Here is a 13,407-nt window from a genome sequence, read left to right on the forward strand (position 1 = left end):
GCGCAATGGATAAAGCGGGGCGGCTCAGCGGGTCGCCTCCTCCAGGTGCTCCAGCACGTGCCGGTACGGGTGTCCGGTGGCCTCCGTCATGCCCTGCTCGCACGTGCGGTTGAGCGACGCGTAGGCGTCGAAGCGGCGGCCGGTGACCTCGCGGGCCTCGGCCGCGGTGGCCGAGGCCGTGAACTCGGGGTGCAGCATGCCGCGGTCCCCGGCGTAGGCGCAGCAGCCCCAGGCGTTGGGCACGACCACGTCCTCGCTGATCGCCCGGGCCAGCGTCTCGAAGGCGCCGGTGATGCCCAGGTGCACGCTCGAGCACGTGGGGTGCAGCGCCATCGACCCGATCGGGCGGCTGACGGACAGCCGCCCCAGCACCCGGTCGGCCACGAACTCGACCGCGTCCACGAACCGCAGCGCGTGGTACCGGCTGGAGGCCGCCGCCGGCCCGGCCATGGTCTCCAGGCCCTCGGTGCAGGACGCGGCGTCGCAGACGACCGGCAGCTCGCCCTGGCGGGTGGCCTCCCACAGGGCCGGCAGCGTCCGCTCCGACATCGTGGCGTACCCGGAGGGCAGCCCCTTCGACTTCCACGGCGTCCCGCAGCACAGGCTGCCGATGCCCTCCGGGACGGTGACGTGCACCCCGGCGCGGTCGCACAGCGCCAGGAAGGCCTCGGAGGCGGTCAGTCCCGTGCCGTCCCCGGGGCGCGCGGCCGTGCCGAACATCGAGTTGATGCACGCCGGGAAGAACACGGCCTCCGCGGCCGGGTCCTGCCGATGCGGCCGGGGCGGGCCGCCCGCGGGCAGCTCGTCCTTGTACTGCGGCACGTGCTCGGCGCCGAGCACGGCCCGCGCCGCGGCGGTCGCGGCCGCCGGCAGCGCGGTGGGCAGGACCTTCGCGGCGGTCAGGCCGAGCCCCGCGCCCGTCGTCGTCGCCCCCCACACCTTCGCGGCGGCGCCCCAGCCGGCGTCCGCGACCCGGCTGTGGTCCTCAGCGCGCAGCCGGCGCACCAGGTCCCCCGTGTTGATGAGCACGGGGCAGGCCGTCACGCACATCCCGTCCACGGCGCACGTCTGCAGGCCCTCGTAGTCGTACTCGGCGCGCAGCCGGGCGGCGAGCTCCGCGTCCCCGCGATTCTCGGCCGCGGCGATCTCCCGGCGGCCCACGATGCGCTGCCGCGGCGTGAGGGTGAGGTCCTTGGACGGGCACACCGGCTCGCAGTAGCCGCACTCCACGCACCGGTCCACCTCCTGCTCGACCGTGGGCGCGGTCTTGAGGTCCCGCACGTAGACGGTGGGGTCCTCGTTGAGCAGCACGCCCGGGTTCAGCAGCGCGCCCGGGTCCACGAGCCGCTTGAGCTGGACCATGACGTCGTAGAGCTCGTCCCCGTACTGCCGGCGCACGAACGGCGCCATGTTGCGGCCGGTGCCGTGCTCGGCCTTCAGCGAGCCGTGGTGGTCGAGGACCAGGGCGACCATGTCCTCGGTGAAGCGCTCGTAGCGGGCCAGCAGGTCCGGGCGGTCGAACTGCTCGTTGAGCATGAAGTGCACGTTGCCGTCCTTGGCGTGCCCGAAGATCACGGAGTCCCGGTAGCCGTGGGCGTCGAAGAGCTCCGTGAGCTGCTCGCAGGTCTCGCCGAGCTCCGCGACGGGGACGACGACGTCCTCGAGCAGCGCGTTGGACCCGCTCGGCCGGGCCCCCGCCACGGTGGTGTAGAGGCCCTTGCGCACGGTCCACAGCGCGGCGCGGGCGGCGGGGTCGTCCGTCAGGGCGGGCGGCGCCGCGAGGTCCAGGGTGCGGAACAGCCCTGCGGCGGCCGCAGAGAGCTCCTGTTCCTCCTCGCGCGTGCGTCCCTGGTACTCGACGAGCAGCGCCGCGTGGTCGCGGACGCCGATGTCCAGGATCTGCGCCGGGGCCAGCCCCGTGCGCTGGGAGACCCTCAGGGACGTGGCGTCGAGCAGCTCGACCGTGGCGGAACGGACCGCCACCAGGGCGGGGACCGTGCGGGTGGCCGCGGCCAGGTCCGGGAAGACCAGCAGCCCCGTGGAGGCGAAGGGCAGGATCTCCACCGTGCGGAGGACCGCCTGGGCCACGAAGCCCAGGGTGCCCTCGCTGCCGATCAGCAGGTGCTCGAGGATCCGCACCGGCTCGTCGTGGTCCAGGAAGGAGTTGAGGCCGTAGCCCATCGTGTTCTTCATCGAGAACTGCCGCTCGATCGTGCGCACCGACGCCGGGTCCTGGCGCACGCGGTCCCGCAGCCGCAGCAGGCCCTCGTGCAGGGCGGGCTCGAGCTCCCGCAGCCGCCGGTCGGCGTCCGGGGCCGCGGTGTCCACCCGGGTCCCGGACGGCAGGACGAACACCATGGACTCCAGCGTCCGGTACGTGTTGGCCTCGGTCCCGCAGGCCATCCCCGAGGAGTTGTTGGCCACCACGCCGCCGATCGTGCACGCGGCCTCGCTCGCCGGGTCGGGCCCGAGCTTGTGCCCGTACGGGGCCAGCCGGGCGTTGACCTGCCGCACCGTGGCCCCCGGCTGCACACGGACCCGCCGGCCGCCGTCCAGCACCTCGATCCCCCGGAAGTTCCGCCGCACGTCGACCAGCACCTGGTCCGTCACGGACTGCCCGGACAGCGACGTCCCGCCGGAGCGGAAGGTCAGACCGAGGCCGTGACGGGCGACCGCGCGGAAGAGGTGGCCCATGTCCGCGGCCGAGCGCGGGCGCACCACCGCCGCGGGCTGCAGCAGGTAGTGGGAGGCGTCGTGGGCCAGCGCGCGGTGCTCGAGCTCCGAGTCCACGACCGCGTCGCGGCCGCACGAGGTCCGGAGGTCCTCCAGCAGGGCCTCGGGGACGGGGGCGCGGTGCGCGCTGGGAGCGGTCATGGGATCTCCTGACGGGGAGTCGGGGCGGCCGGCGTGGTCCACGCCACATCCTATGGTGCGACCACAGGCGCCGGCCCGCTCCGCCCCGCCCTCTCGTGCCCTCCGCTCGTGCCCGCCCAGCGGCCCGGGGCGTGCGGGGGATTGTGGGCGGCGCCGTTTTGGGGGAAGCTCGGGCCACGGGCCCGCCGGCCCGCGAGCCGACCCTGGAGGAGACCACCATGGACCCCATCTGCCCGTCCTGCGGCGGACCCCTGCGCCAGATCCCCGAGGACCAGTGGCCCGAGGGCGGTCCCGTGCCCGAGGGCACGGTCGAGATGTACCTGTGCGACAAGACCAACCACCGGATCATCGTGGCGGTCCCCGAGATCTCCGGGTGAGCGCCCCCGAGCCGGACGTCCGCCGCGTTGTGGTGGTGCACGGCTACGACGCCGCCCCCGACCAGCACTGGTTCCCGTGGCTGCGTGAACGGCTCACCGCCGAGGGCGTGCGGACGGTCGTCGTGGAGCTGCCGGAGCCGTCCTTCCCGGAGGCCGGGGCGTGGCTGGCCGCGGTGGCGCGGGCGGTGGGCGAGCCGGACCGGCACACCCACCTGGTGGGCCACAGCCTGGGCTGCATCACCCTCCTGCGCCACCTCGCCGGTCTGCCCGAGCCCTGGACGCTGGGCGGGCTGGTGCTCGTGGCCGGCTTCACGGGACGGCTCGAGGGCGTGCCGCTCCTGGACGAGTTCCTCGCCGAGGACGTGGACGTCTCCGCGGTGCGCGCCAACGTCCGGCGCCGGCTGGTGCTGCGCTCGGACGACGACCCGACCGTGCCCCCGGCCGCCACCGAGGCGCTCGCCGAACGCCTCGGCGCCCCGGTGCGGGTGGTGCCGCGGGCCGGGCACTTCTGCGGCTCCGACGGCGTCACCCGGCTGCCCGCCGTGCTCGACGCCCTGGTGCCACCCGGCGGCTCCGGGGCGTGGGCGTCCGGGGGAGACCCGTTCAGTCCGTGAGCGTCAGGAGCACGGCCTCCGGCGGGCAGAACAGCCGGATCGGGGCGAAGCGGGACGTCCCCAGGCCCGCCGAGACGTTGACCGGCACCCCGCCCTGGGTGATGAGGCCCTTGCAGCGCTCCGGCTCGAGATCGCAGTTGCTCACCAGCGCCCGCCCGCCCGGCAGGCACACCTGCCCACCGTGCGTGTGCCCGGCCAGCACCAGCTGCGCGCCGTCCTCGGCGAAGCGGTCGAGGGTCCGCAGGTAGGGGGCGTGGGCCACCCCGAGGCGCAGGTCCGCCGTCGCGGGGTCCCCGAAGCCGGGGTGCCGGTCGTAGCCCAGGTGCGGGTCGTCCACCCCGGACAGGTCCAGGGTCAGGCCCGCGACCTCCATCCGGGCGGAGCGGTTGATCAGCGGCGTCCAGCCCGCGGCGTCGAACGCGTCGTGCATGTCCTGGGTGGGCAGCAGGGGCACCTCGTCCCGGCCCTCCCCGGAGGTGTCCCGCCACAGGTACCGGAACGGGTTCTTGGGCCGCGGCGCGAAGTAGCAGTTGGACCCCGGGACGTAGGCCCCGGGGAAGCGGAACAGCGGCTCCAGGATCTCCAGCAGCCACGGCAGCGCCCCGGGGTGGGAGAGGTTGTCCCCGGTGTCCACCACGAGGTCCGGCTCCAGCGCCGCGAGCGAGTGCACGAACTCCCGCACCGCGCGCTGGCCGGGCCAGACGTGCAGGTCCGACAGGTGCAGGATCCGCAGGGGCGCGCTGCCCTCGGGCAGCAGGCGGAGCCGTTCCGTGCGCAGCTGGAAGCGGCGGCGCTCGACGACGACGCCCCACGCACCGAGGCCCGCCGCCGCTCCGGCACCGGCCGCCGTCACGGCGGCCGCGGTCCGCAGGGCGGGCGCGACGGCGCCCCGGGGGGTGTGGACGTGGTTCATTCCCGGTCCGGCCTCAGCCGGGCCGCGAGGTGCCGTTGCGGCCCTCGAGCACGTCGTCGTCGGGCTCCTCGAACTTGTCGGTGTCGTAGTCCCGGGCGACCTCGCGCATGAACTTCTGCCACTGGCCGCCGGCGTAGGTGGAGCCGTCCACCCAGTCGTCGCCCTCGGTGCGCTCCCCGCCGATGGACAGCCCGTTCAGGGACCGGGAGCCGAACTCGTAGTTGCCGACCCAGGACGCGGTGGCCAGGCCCTGGGTGTAGCCGACCATCCAGGTCTGGGTCGAGTTGTCCGTGGTGCCGGTCTTGGCGGCGGAGGCGCCCGGCAGGCCGATCTCGCGCTGCCAGCCGGAGCCCCGGATCAGGGTCTGGTTGAGCGCGTAGTTCACGCCGTCGGCCACGTCCTCGCTGATCACGCGCTCGCAGGACGTCTCGGGGATCTCGTACTCCTTGCCGGTGTAGTCCACGACCCGCTCGAGGGCGCGGGGCTCGCACATCTCGCCGCGGTTGGCGAACGCGGAGTACGCCCGGGCCATGGTCATGGGCGAGATGTCCACGGAGCCGCCCAGCAGAGACGCCAGGACCGTGGTGTCCACGGGCTCGCCGTCCTTGCCGTTGACGATGCCCAGGGACTCGGAGATCTCGCCGATGTCGCACAGGTCGAGGTCCTCCGCCATCGCGTAGATCGCGGTGTTGATCGAGTTGTACAGGCCGAAGTCGGCCTCCATCTGCCGGGTGTAGCCGGACTCGGCGTTCTGGATCTCGAAGCCCTCGCCGTTGTTGCCGGGCTCGATCTTGTACCCGCGCTCGAGGCACGAGGCCTTCCACCGGTGGTCGGCGGGCCACCGGGTCTGCGTGGCGTCGATCGTGTCCTCGGCGCCGTTGCCGGCGTCGATCCAGGCGGCGTACGTCAGCGGCTTGTAGGTGGAGCCGACCTGGAAGCCGCCGGCCCCGCCCATCCACGAGTCCACATTGAAGTTGTACGTGGTGTTGGAGGCGCCCTCGCCGGTCGAGTAGTAGGTGTTCTGCGCCATGGCCACGATGTCCCCGTTGGTGGGCTCGAGGGACACGAGCGCGGTGGAGACGTTGTCCGGGTTGTCGTCCCGCGGCTGGGTCTCGTTGACTGCCTTCTCGGCCGCGCGCTGCGCCTCGACGTCGAGCGTGGTGGTGATCGTGAGCCCGCCGAGCTGCAGGGTCTTGAGCCGCTCCTCGGGCGTCTCGCCGAACGCCGAGTCCTGGAGGATGGAGTTCTCCACGTAGTCGCAGAAGTAGGGGGCGACCTCGGCGGCCGTGCACCCGGAGTTCGTCGGGTTGGGTTTCACCTCGATGGGCTCGGCGGCCGCGGCCGCGTGCTCCTCCTCGGTGATGGCCCCGGTGCCGAGCATCGTGTCCAGCACGATGTTGCGCCGCTCCGTGGCCGCCGCCGGGTTGGCGGCGGGGTCGTAGTAGTTGGGGGACTGCACCATCCCGGCCAGGACGGCCGACTGGGAGATGCTCAGGTCGGACGCGGGGATGCCCCAGTAGTACTGGGCGGCCGCCTCCACGCCGTAGTTCTGCCCGCCGAAGAGCACCATGTTGAGGTAGCCCTCGAGGATCTGGTCCTTGCTCAGCTCCTGCTCCATGGACAGGGAGAGCTTGATCTCCTTGATCTTGTCCGCGTACCCCTTGTCGGCGCCGATGGTGGTGGCCTCCTCGCCGGCGCGGACCTGGGAGTCGATGATCAGGTTGTTCACGTACTGCTGCGTGATGGTCGACGCGCCCTGGCGGGCGTCCGGGCGGATGATGTTGTTGCCCAGGGCACGCAGGATGCCGCCGAGGTCCACGCCGCCGTGCTCGTAGAAGTCGCGGTCCTCGATCGCGAGGATCGCGGCCTCCATGTGCGGGGACATCTCGTCCAGGGAGACAGGGGTGCGGTTCTGCGCGTAGAACGAGGCGATCTCGGTCCCGTCCCGCGCCACCACGGTGGACGCGCGCGACATCGGCCCCGCCTCCATCTGGGCCGGGAGGTCCTTGAACCACCCGATGGAGGCGTTGGCGGCGAGGCCCGTGGCGGCTGCGGGGGGGACCAGGAGACCAGCGGCCACGATGCCGGCAACGATGCTCGTGGCGATGAACGCCACGACGTTGCCCAGGGCTGACGGTGCCTGCGCGGCAGGGTTCTTGCGGGAAGCCATTCGGACAGTCTACAAGCGCGAACCTGGCCGCGACCGGTGTGCGACCCGTCACGGCGGAGCGCGTCCCGGCGTTCGTGGCTACGCTGGGGCCATGACTACCTGGGAATACGCCACCGTGCCGCTCATGATCCACGCCACCAAGCAGATCCTCGACAACTGGGGCGACGACGGATGGGAGCTCGTGACCGTGCTGCCCGGCAGCACCCCCGCTGACGTCCCGGCGGGCAACGTGAACGCCCCCGTCCAGACCAACCCCATCGCCTACTTCAAGCGCCCCAAGGCCTGACGGCCGGACGCCGCGCCCCGAGAACCCCGGAGGACTTCCATGAGCAACGGCTCCGCCGTCGAATCCCGCATCGCCGAGCTCGGCCTCGAGCTCCCGGCCGTCGCGGCCCCCGTGGCCGCCTACGTGCCCGCCGTGGTCACCGGCTCCTGGGTGCACACCTCGGGCCAGTTGCCCTTCGTGGACGGGCAGCTGCCCGCCACCGGGAAGGTGTCGGCGTCCGGGGCGGCGGGCACCGTCTCCCCGGAGGACGCCCACGAGCTCGCGGCCCGCGCCGCCCTCAACGCCGTGGCCGCGGTCAAGGAGGCCGTCGGGGACCTGGACCGGGTGGTCCGGGTCGTCAAGGTCGTCGGTTTCGTGGCCTCCGACCCGGGCTTCACCGGCCAGCCCGGCGTGATCAACGGCGCCTCCGAGCTGCTGGGCCGGATCTTCGGCGAGGCGGGGGTGCACGCCCGCTCCGCGGTGGGCGTCGCGGTCCTGCCGCTGGACGCGCCGGTCGAGGTGGAGCTCGTTGCCGAGTTCCGCTGAGCCGCAGGCCCCGCGGCCGGGCCGCCCGCCGGCCGTGCGCTGGTTCGAGATCCCGGAGGGCCAGCGCGGGGCCGCGCAGGCCTGGCTCGAGCGGGGTGCCGGCATTCCCGGCAGCGCTCCCTCGCCCGCCGCCGCGGTCGTGTTCGTGCGGGACGGCGACCACGGCGTGGAGACCTACCTCAAGTACCGGCCGGGCAACTCACCGCTCGGCACCGTCGGGTTCCCCGGCGGCACCCTCGAGCCCCACGACGACGACCCCCTCGACTGGGCCGGGCCCGGTTCCGCCGACTGGGCCCGCAAGCTCGGCGTCGGGGACGACCTCGGCCGGGCGCGGCGCACCGTGGTCGCCGCGGTCCGCAAGGCGTTCGAGGAGACCGGTGTCCTGCTGGCGGGGTCGGACACGATGAGCACCGTGGAGTCCGTGGAGGGCGCCGAGTGGATGCGCTCCCGGGAGTCGCTCGCCGTGGGGGAGGTGTCCCTCGCCCAGGTGCTGGGCCGGCGCCGGCTCGTGCTGCGCTCCGACCTGCTCAAGCCCCTCGCGCACTGGATCACCTCCGACTTCGCCCACCGCCGCTACGACATCCACTACTTCACCGCGGTGGTCCCCGACGGGCAGGCCCCGTCCGTGCTGGGGTCGAAGAGCGTCTGGGGCCGCTGGGTGGACGCCGCGCAGGCCGTGGCCGACCCCGGCGGCAGCTGGCTCGGGGACCTCGTGGGGCAGGAGGACACCGTGGGCCGCACGATCGACGACCTCTCCTCGCCCGGAGTCCAGTGCGTGCTGGAGTCGGTCGCCGAGTGCTCCTCGGCCATCGCCTTCCTCGCGAAGAAGCGGGCCGTGGTGGCCCGCAACCCGGTGCTCGAGGTGCGCGACGGCCGGCCCGTGCTGCGCCTCGACCTGGCCTGAACCACCCCGCACCCGGGTGCCGTCCCGGGCCGGAGGCGGTTCCGGACGCCGCCCTGCGCGGAGGCGGCCGGACGGGCAACGGCCCGGTCACCCTTGCGGGTGACCGGGCCGTTGCCCGTTCGGGCGGGACTCAGCGGCTGCGCTGCTTGAGCCGCTGCAGGTCCAGGATCACCACGGCGCGCGCCTCGAGCCGGATCCAGCCGCGCTGGACGAACTCGGCCAGCGCCTTGTTCACCGTCTCGCGGGAGGCGCCGACGAGCTGCGCCAGCTCCTCCTGGGTGAGCTCGTGGGCCACGAGGATGCCGTCGGTGGCGGGCCGGCCGAACCGGTCGGCCAGGTCCAGCAGCGCCTTCGCCACGCGGCCGGGCACGTCGGAGAAGACCAGGTCGGCGAGGCTCTCGTTGGTGCGCCGCAGCCGGCGGGCCAGGGCCTGCAGCAGCTGCGCGGAGACGTCGGGGGAGCGCTCGATGACCTTCTTGAGGTTCTCGTGCTTGAGCCCGGCCAGGCGCGTCTCGGACACGGCGGTCGCGGACGTGGAGCGCGGGCTCGGGTCGAACAGCGCCATCTCGCCGAACAGCTCGCCCGGGCCCATGATCGCCACGAGGCTCTCGCGGCCGTCCGGAGCGGTGCGGCCGAGCTTGATCTTGCCCGAGATGATGAAGTACAGCTGGTCGCCCGGATCGCCCTCGTGGAACAGCGTGGAGCCGCGCGAGAGGTCGACCTCGGTGAGCTCCTCGGTGAGGGCGGCGAACGCCTGGTCGTCCAGGGACGCGAACAGGGGAGCGCGGCGGAGGACGTCGATATCCATGGTTCTCCTCAAGATGTGCCGCCGCCGGGCCGTGGCCCGCGGCGGCCGATGTCAGCGGGAGTCGCCCGCACCTGCGTGTGAGCGACCTAACGTACCTGACGTTCACTGTAGTGTCTCCGGCCCGCGAATCCCAAGGACGGGCGCGGCGGGCCCGGGGGTGGTGGCAGGCCGGCTCCACGGATCTCCCAGCCGCGCTCCCTATGCTGGTGGCTCGCCCCCGGCCCCCGGTCCCACAGAACCCGCAGAGGAACCCGATGTCTCCGTCCTTCAACCTGCTCGACGTCCTGCTGGCCGTCGTGCTGCTGGGCTACCTCTTCTACGGGTTCAGCCGCGGCTTCTTCAACTCCCTGTTCTCCCTGGCCGGGCTCGTGCTCGGCGGCGTGGCGGCGTTCTCCGCCGCCCCGTGGGTCAGCGCGCAGGTGGACCCGCAGTACCGGGTGGGCGCCGTGCTGGCCACGGTCCTGGTCCTGCTCGTGGTGGGCCAGATGCTGGGCGGGCTGCTGGGCCGTGCCCTGTCCGCCGTCACCGAGCGCATGCGCCTGGGCGCGCTGAACCGGATCGCCGGAGCGGCCCTCGACGTCGCCGTCGCCGCGCTCGTGCTCTCGCTGCTCGCCTCGCTCGTCGGCCAGCTGGGCATCCCGGCCGTGTCCCAGCAGGTCGCGTCCTCCACGGTGCTGCGCACGATCGACGAGCACACCCCCGGGCCCGTGCGTGAAGCGGTGACCGGGGCGCGGGACGCCGTGGGCGGCGCCACCGGCATCCGTCAGCTCGACGCACTGCTGTTCCCCGCGGAGGAGGCCCCCGACGAGAGCGTGAGCACGCCCGTCCTGGAGGAGACCGGGCAGTCCGTGGTGCAGGTGTACGGCATGGCGGTGGAGTGCAGCCAGAACCAGACGGGCTCGGGCTTCGTGACCGCCGCCGGGCAGGTGGTGACCAACGCGCACGTGGTGGCCGGGGTGGGCGAACCCGTGGTGCAGACCCGGGACGGCGAGGTGCACACCGCCGACGTCGTCCACTACGACCCGGCCTCCGACCTCGCCGTCCTCTCCGCGCCGTCCCTGCCGCTGGCCCCCCTGCCGCTCGGGGAGGACCCCGTGGCCGGGGACCTCGTCGCCTTCATGGGGTACCCGCTGGGCGGGCCGTTCGCCGCCGGGCCCGCCACCGTGCAGGGCACGGCGCTCGCGCCCGTGCAGGGGACCGGCGGGACCATGGAGATCATCCAGTTGGCCGGCCAGGTCCAGCAGGGCAACTCCGGCGGCCCGCTCGTGGCGCAGGACGGCTCCGTCGTCGGCGTCGTCTTCGCGAAGGCCCTCGAGGGGCAGGTCGGCTACGCCCTCACGCTGGACGAGCTGCGCGGGGCGCTCGACGCCACCGCGGGCAGCGCCCAGGCCGTGGGATCCGGCTCCTGCGCGGCCTGAGCCGCTAGCCCTCCAGGGTCCGTAGCAGGTGCTCGACCGCCATCTCGTAGCCGAAGGCCCCCGCCCCGGCGATGACCACGTCCGCCTGCAGGGACACGTAGGACGTGTGCCGGAACGACTCGCGCCGGTGCACGTTGGACAGGTGCACCTCGACCACGGGCAGCTCCGCCGCCTCGAGCGCGTCGTGGATCGCGATCGAGTAGTGCGTGAAGGCCGCGGGGTTGATGACGATCGCCGCGCCCTCGGTGCGGGCCTCCTGGATCCGGTCCACCAGGACGCCCTCGTGGTTGGACTGGTGGAACTCGACGTCCCACCCGCCCGCGGCGGCCCGGGCGCGCACGGCCTCTTCGATGTCCGCGAGCGTCGTGGTGCCGTACACCTCCGGGCGCCGGACGCCGAGGAGGTTGAGGTTGGGGCCGTTGAGGACGTAGATCGGTCTGCGCGTGGTGGTCATCCCCGCATCCTCTCACTCCGGTGCGAGCGTGGCCGGGGCCCGTGCCGGGACGCCGCAGCGCCCCCTCGCACGGCGGGGGCGAGGGGGCGCTGCGGAGCACAGGGCGCGGACTACTTGGCCAGCGAGTCCACGATCTGCTGCATCACGGTCTGGTCCGCGAGGGTCGAGACGTCGCCGACCTCCCGGTCCTCCGCCACGTCCTTGAGCAGTCGGCGCATGATCTTCCCGGAGCGGGTCTTGGGCAGCTCGGGGACGATGAGCACCTTCTTGGGCTTGGCGATCGGGGAGATCTCCTTGCCCACGTGGGCCCGCATCTCCTCGGCCAGCTCGGTCTTGTCCCGGCCCTCGGCGTCGGCCTGGTCGGACAGGATGACGAACGCGATCACGGCCTGGCCGGTGGTCTCGTCCGTGGCGCCCACCACCGCGGCCTCCGCCACGGACGGGTGGGACACCAGCGCGGACTCGATCTCCGGGGTGGAGAGACGGTGGCCGGAGACGTTCATGACGTCGTCGACGCGGCCGAGGATCCACACGTCCCCGTCGGCGTCGCGCTTGGCGCCGTCGCCGGCGAAGTACATCTCGCCGAACCGGGACCAGTACGTGTCCACGTAGCGGTCGTCGTCGCCCCAGATGGTGCGCAGCATCGCGGGCCACGGCTCGCGCAGCACGAGGAAGCCCGACGTCTCGTTCTCCACGGCCTGCCCGTTGTCGTCCACGACGTCGACCTTGATCCCGGGCATCGGCACCTGGGCGGAGCCCGGCTTCGCGACGGTCACGCCCGGCAGCTGGGAGATCATGATGGCGCCGGTCTCGGTCTGCCACCACGTGTCGACGATCGGGCAGCGGCCGCCGCCGATGACCCGGTGGAACCAGGTCCACGCCTCGGGGTTGATGGCCTCGCCCACGGTGCCGAGCACCCGCAGGGAGCCGAGGTCGTACTCCGCCGGGATGTCCTCGCCCCACTTCATCATGGTGCGGATCGCGGTGGGGGAGGTGTACATGATCGTCACCCCGTACTTCTGCACGATCTCCCAGAACCGGCCGCGGTGCGGGGAGTCCGGGGTGCCCTCGTAGATCACCTGGGTGGAGCCGTTGACCAGGGGCGCGTAGGCGACGTAGGAGTGGCCGGTGACCCACCCGACGTCGGCGGTGCACCAGTAGACGTCCGTCTCCGGCTTGAGGTCGAAGACGTACTTGTGGGTGAACGCGCCCTGGGTGAGGTAGCCGCCCGTGGTGTGCATGATGCCCTTGGGCTTGCCGGTGGTCCCGGAGGTGTAGAGGATGAACAGCGGGTCCTCGGCGCCCTGCTCGGACGGGGTGTGCTCCGCGGAGGCGGCCTCGACGGCCTCGTGCCACCACACGTCCCGGCCCTCGGTCATCTCGATGTCGGCCTCGTTGCGGCGGACCACGAGCACGTGCTCCACGGTGGAGCCGCCGCGGGAGAGGGCGTCGTCGACGGCCGGCTTGAGCATGGAGGGCTTGCCGCGGCGGAAGGTCCCGTCCGCGGTGACCACGAGCTTCGCCTCGCCGTCCTCGACGCGCGAGAGCAGCGCGTCGGCGGAGAAGCCGCCGAAGACCACGGAGTGGATCGCGCCGATGCGGGCGCAGGCCAGCATCGCGATGACGGCCTCGGCGATCATCGGCAGGTAGAGGGCCACGCGGTCGCCCTTGGTCACGCCGAGGCTCTCCATGGCGTTGGCGGCCTTCGACACCTCGTCCTTGAGCTGGGCGTAGGTGTAGCTGCGGCTGTCGCCGGGCTCGCCCTCGAAGTGGATGGCCACCCGGTCCCCGTTGCCGGCGTCCACGTGGCGGTCCACGGCGTTGTAGCAGGCGTTGAGGGTGCCGTCCTGGAACCACTTCGCGAACGGCGGGTTCGACCAGTCGAGGACCTCGGTGAACTCCTTGTCCCAGCTCAGCAGCTCGCGTGCCTGGCGGCCCCAGAAGTCGACGCCCTCCTCCTCGGCCTGCCGGTAGAGCTCGGCGGTGGCATTGGCCTGAGCCGAGAACTCGGGGCTCGGCGCGAAGGTCCTGATCTCGGCGGGCGTGGTCTCTGAAGCCATGTGG

Annotated in this window: 12 protein-coding genes; 6 read left to right on the forward strand and 6 right to left on the reverse strand. The window is 72.9% G+C overall.

What is annotated here, in order from left to right:
* Positions 1–24 precede the first annotated feature (24 nt).
* The gene (locus ACFYE3_RS02330) at positions 25–2,874 is read right to left on the reverse strand and encodes an FAD-binding and (Fe-S)-binding domain-containing protein (RefSeq protein WP_387605196.1); all 2,850 of its coding nucleotides are present in this window, start codon (positions 2,872–2,874) and stop codon (positions 25–27) included.
* Positions 2,875–3,092: 218 nt separating this feature from the next.
* Here ACFYE3_RS02330 and ACFYE3_RS02335 point away from each other — a divergent pair, with 218 nt between their 5' ends.
* Together ACFYE3_RS02335 and ACFYE3_RS02340 are read left to right on the forward strand one after the other, a co-directional pair.
* Complete coding sequence (locus ACFYE3_RS02335; RefSeq protein ID WP_165979625.1) at positions 3,093–3,251, forward strand: hypothetical protein; 159 nt, start codon at positions 3,093–3,095, stop codon at positions 3,249–3,251.
* Positions 3,248–3,865 carry an RBBP9/YdeN family alpha/beta hydrolase gene (locus tag ACFYE3_RS02340; RefSeq protein WP_387605194.1) on the forward strand — a complete coding sequence of 206 codons (618 nt, stop codon included), beginning with the start codon at positions 3,248–3,250 and terminating at the stop codon, positions 3,863–3,865. The genes ACFYE3_RS02335 and ACFYE3_RS02340 overlap by 4 nt, the downstream gene beginning before the upstream one ends.
* Here the strand turns inward: ACFYE3_RS02340 and ACFYE3_RS02345 are convergent.
* The gene (locus ACFYE3_RS02345; RefSeq protein WP_387605193.1) at positions 3,855–4,778 is read right to left on the reverse strand and encodes a metallophosphoesterase; all 924 of its coding nucleotides are present in this window, start codon (positions 4,776–4,778) and stop codon (positions 3,855–3,857) included. The genes ACFYE3_RS02340 and ACFYE3_RS02345 overlap by 11 nt on opposite strands.
* A gap of 13 nt (positions 4,779–4,791) precedes the next feature.
* Entirely contained in the window at positions 4,792–6,948 is a 2,157-nt protein-coding gene (locus tag ACFYE3_RS02350; protein WP_387605192.1) for a transglycosylase domain-containing protein, read from the reverse strand.
* A 91-nt stretch (positions 6,949–7,039) separates the two neighbouring features.
* Here ACFYE3_RS02350 and ACFYE3_RS02355 point away from each other — a divergent pair, with 91 nt between their 5' ends.
* From ACFYE3_RS02355 to ACFYE3_RS02365, 3 genes are read left to right on the forward strand one after another with little or no spacing between them, the layout of a single operon-like run.
* A complete protein-coding gene (locus tag ACFYE3_RS02355) occupies positions 7,040–7,234 on the forward strand; it encodes a hypothetical protein (RefSeq protein ID WP_133409226.1) in 195 nt (64 codons plus the stop codon).
* Positions 7,235–7,273: 39 nt separating this feature from the next.
* Positions 7,274–7,759: a RidA family protein gene (locus ACFYE3_RS02360; RefSeq protein ID WP_368821402.1), complete on the forward strand. Its 486-nt coding sequence runs from the start codon at positions 7,274–7,276 to the stop codon at positions 7,757–7,759.
* Positions 7,743–8,663: an NUDIX hydrolase gene (locus ACFYE3_RS02365; protein ID WP_387605191.1), complete on the forward strand. Its 921-nt coding sequence runs from the start codon at positions 7,743–7,745 to the stop codon at positions 8,661–8,663. The genes ACFYE3_RS02360 and ACFYE3_RS02365 overlap by 17 nt, the downstream gene beginning before the upstream one ends.
* 130 nt (positions 8,664–8,793) lie before the next feature.
* Here the strand turns inward: ACFYE3_RS02365 and ACFYE3_RS02370 are convergent, their stop codons facing one another.
* Entirely contained in the window at positions 8,794–9,471 is a 678-nt protein-coding gene (locus tag ACFYE3_RS02370) for a Crp/Fnr family transcriptional regulator (protein ID WP_017832519.1), read from the reverse strand.
* A gap of 254 nt (positions 9,472–9,725) precedes the next feature.
* On the opposite strand from ACFYE3_RS02370, the gene ACFYE3_RS02375 reads away from it, so the two are divergent.
* Positions 9,726–10,889 (forward strand): MarP family serine protease, encoded by a 1,164-nt coding sequence (locus ACFYE3_RS02375; protein ID WP_387605190.1) that lies wholly within the window; start codon positions 9,726–9,728, stop codon positions 10,887–10,889.
* 4 nt (positions 10,890–10,893) lie between these two features.
* On the opposite strand, the gene aroQ is transcribed toward ACFYE3_RS02375, so the two are convergent.
* Positions 10,894–11,343: a type II 3-dehydroquinate dehydratase gene (gene aroQ, locus ACFYE3_RS02380; protein WP_387605189.1), complete on the reverse strand. Its 450-nt coding sequence runs from the start codon at positions 11,341–11,343 to the stop codon at positions 10,894–10,896.
* A gap of 110 nt (positions 11,344–11,453) precedes the next feature.
* Positions 11,454–13,403, reverse strand: coding sequence for an acetate--CoA ligase (gene acs, locus ACFYE3_RS02385; RefSeq protein WP_387605188.1), 1,950 nt, complete (start codon positions 13,401–13,403; stop codon positions 11,454–11,456).
* Positions 13,404–13,407: the final 4 nt, after the last annotated feature.

The sequence above is a fragment of the Kocuria arenosa genome, from assembly GCF_042879215.1.
GTDB classification, from domain to species: domain Bacteria; phylum Actinomycetota; class Actinomycetes; order Actinomycetales; family Micrococcaceae; genus Kocuria; species Kocuria arenosa.

Coding starts and splice junctions, on each gene's coding strand:
- ACFYE3_RS02330 (WP_387605196.1), bottom strand. CDS start 2,874: ATGACCGCTCCCAGCGCGCACCGCGCCCCCGTCCCCGAGGCCCTGCTG.
- ACFYE3_RS02335 (WP_165979625.1), top strand. CDS start 3,093: ATGGACCCCATCTGCCCGTCCTGCGGCGGACCCCTGCGCCAGATCCCC.
- ACFYE3_RS02345 (WP_387605193.1), bottom strand. CDS start 4,778: ATGAACCACGTCCACACCCCCCGGGGCGCCGTCGCGCCCGCCCTGCGG.
- ACFYE3_RS02350 (WP_387605192.1), bottom strand. CDS start 6,948: ATGGCTTCCCGCAAGAACCCTGCCGCGCAGGCACCGTCAGCCCTGGGC.
- ACFYE3_RS02355 (WP_133409226.1), top strand. CDS start 7,040: ATGACTACCTGGGAATACGCCACCGTGCCGCTCATGATCCACGCCACC.
- ACFYE3_RS02360 (WP_368821402.1), top strand. CDS start 7,274: ATGAGCAACGGCTCCGCCGTCGAATCCCGCATCGCCGAGCTCGGCCTC.
- ACFYE3_RS02370 (WP_017832519.1), bottom strand. CDS start 9,471: ATGGATATCGACGTCCTCCGCCGCGCTCCCCTGTTCGCGTCCCTGGAC.
- ACFYE3_RS02375 (WP_387605190.1), top strand. CDS start 9,726: ATGTCTCCGTCCTTCAACCTGCTCGACGTCCTGCTGGCCGTCGTGCTG.
- aroQ (WP_387605189.1), bottom strand. CDS start 11,343: ATGACCACCACGCGCAGACCGATCTACGTCCTCAACGGCCCCAACCTC.
- acs (WP_387605188.1), bottom strand. CDS start 13,403: ATGGCTTCAGAGACCACGCCCGCCGAGATCAGGACCTTCGCGCCGAGC.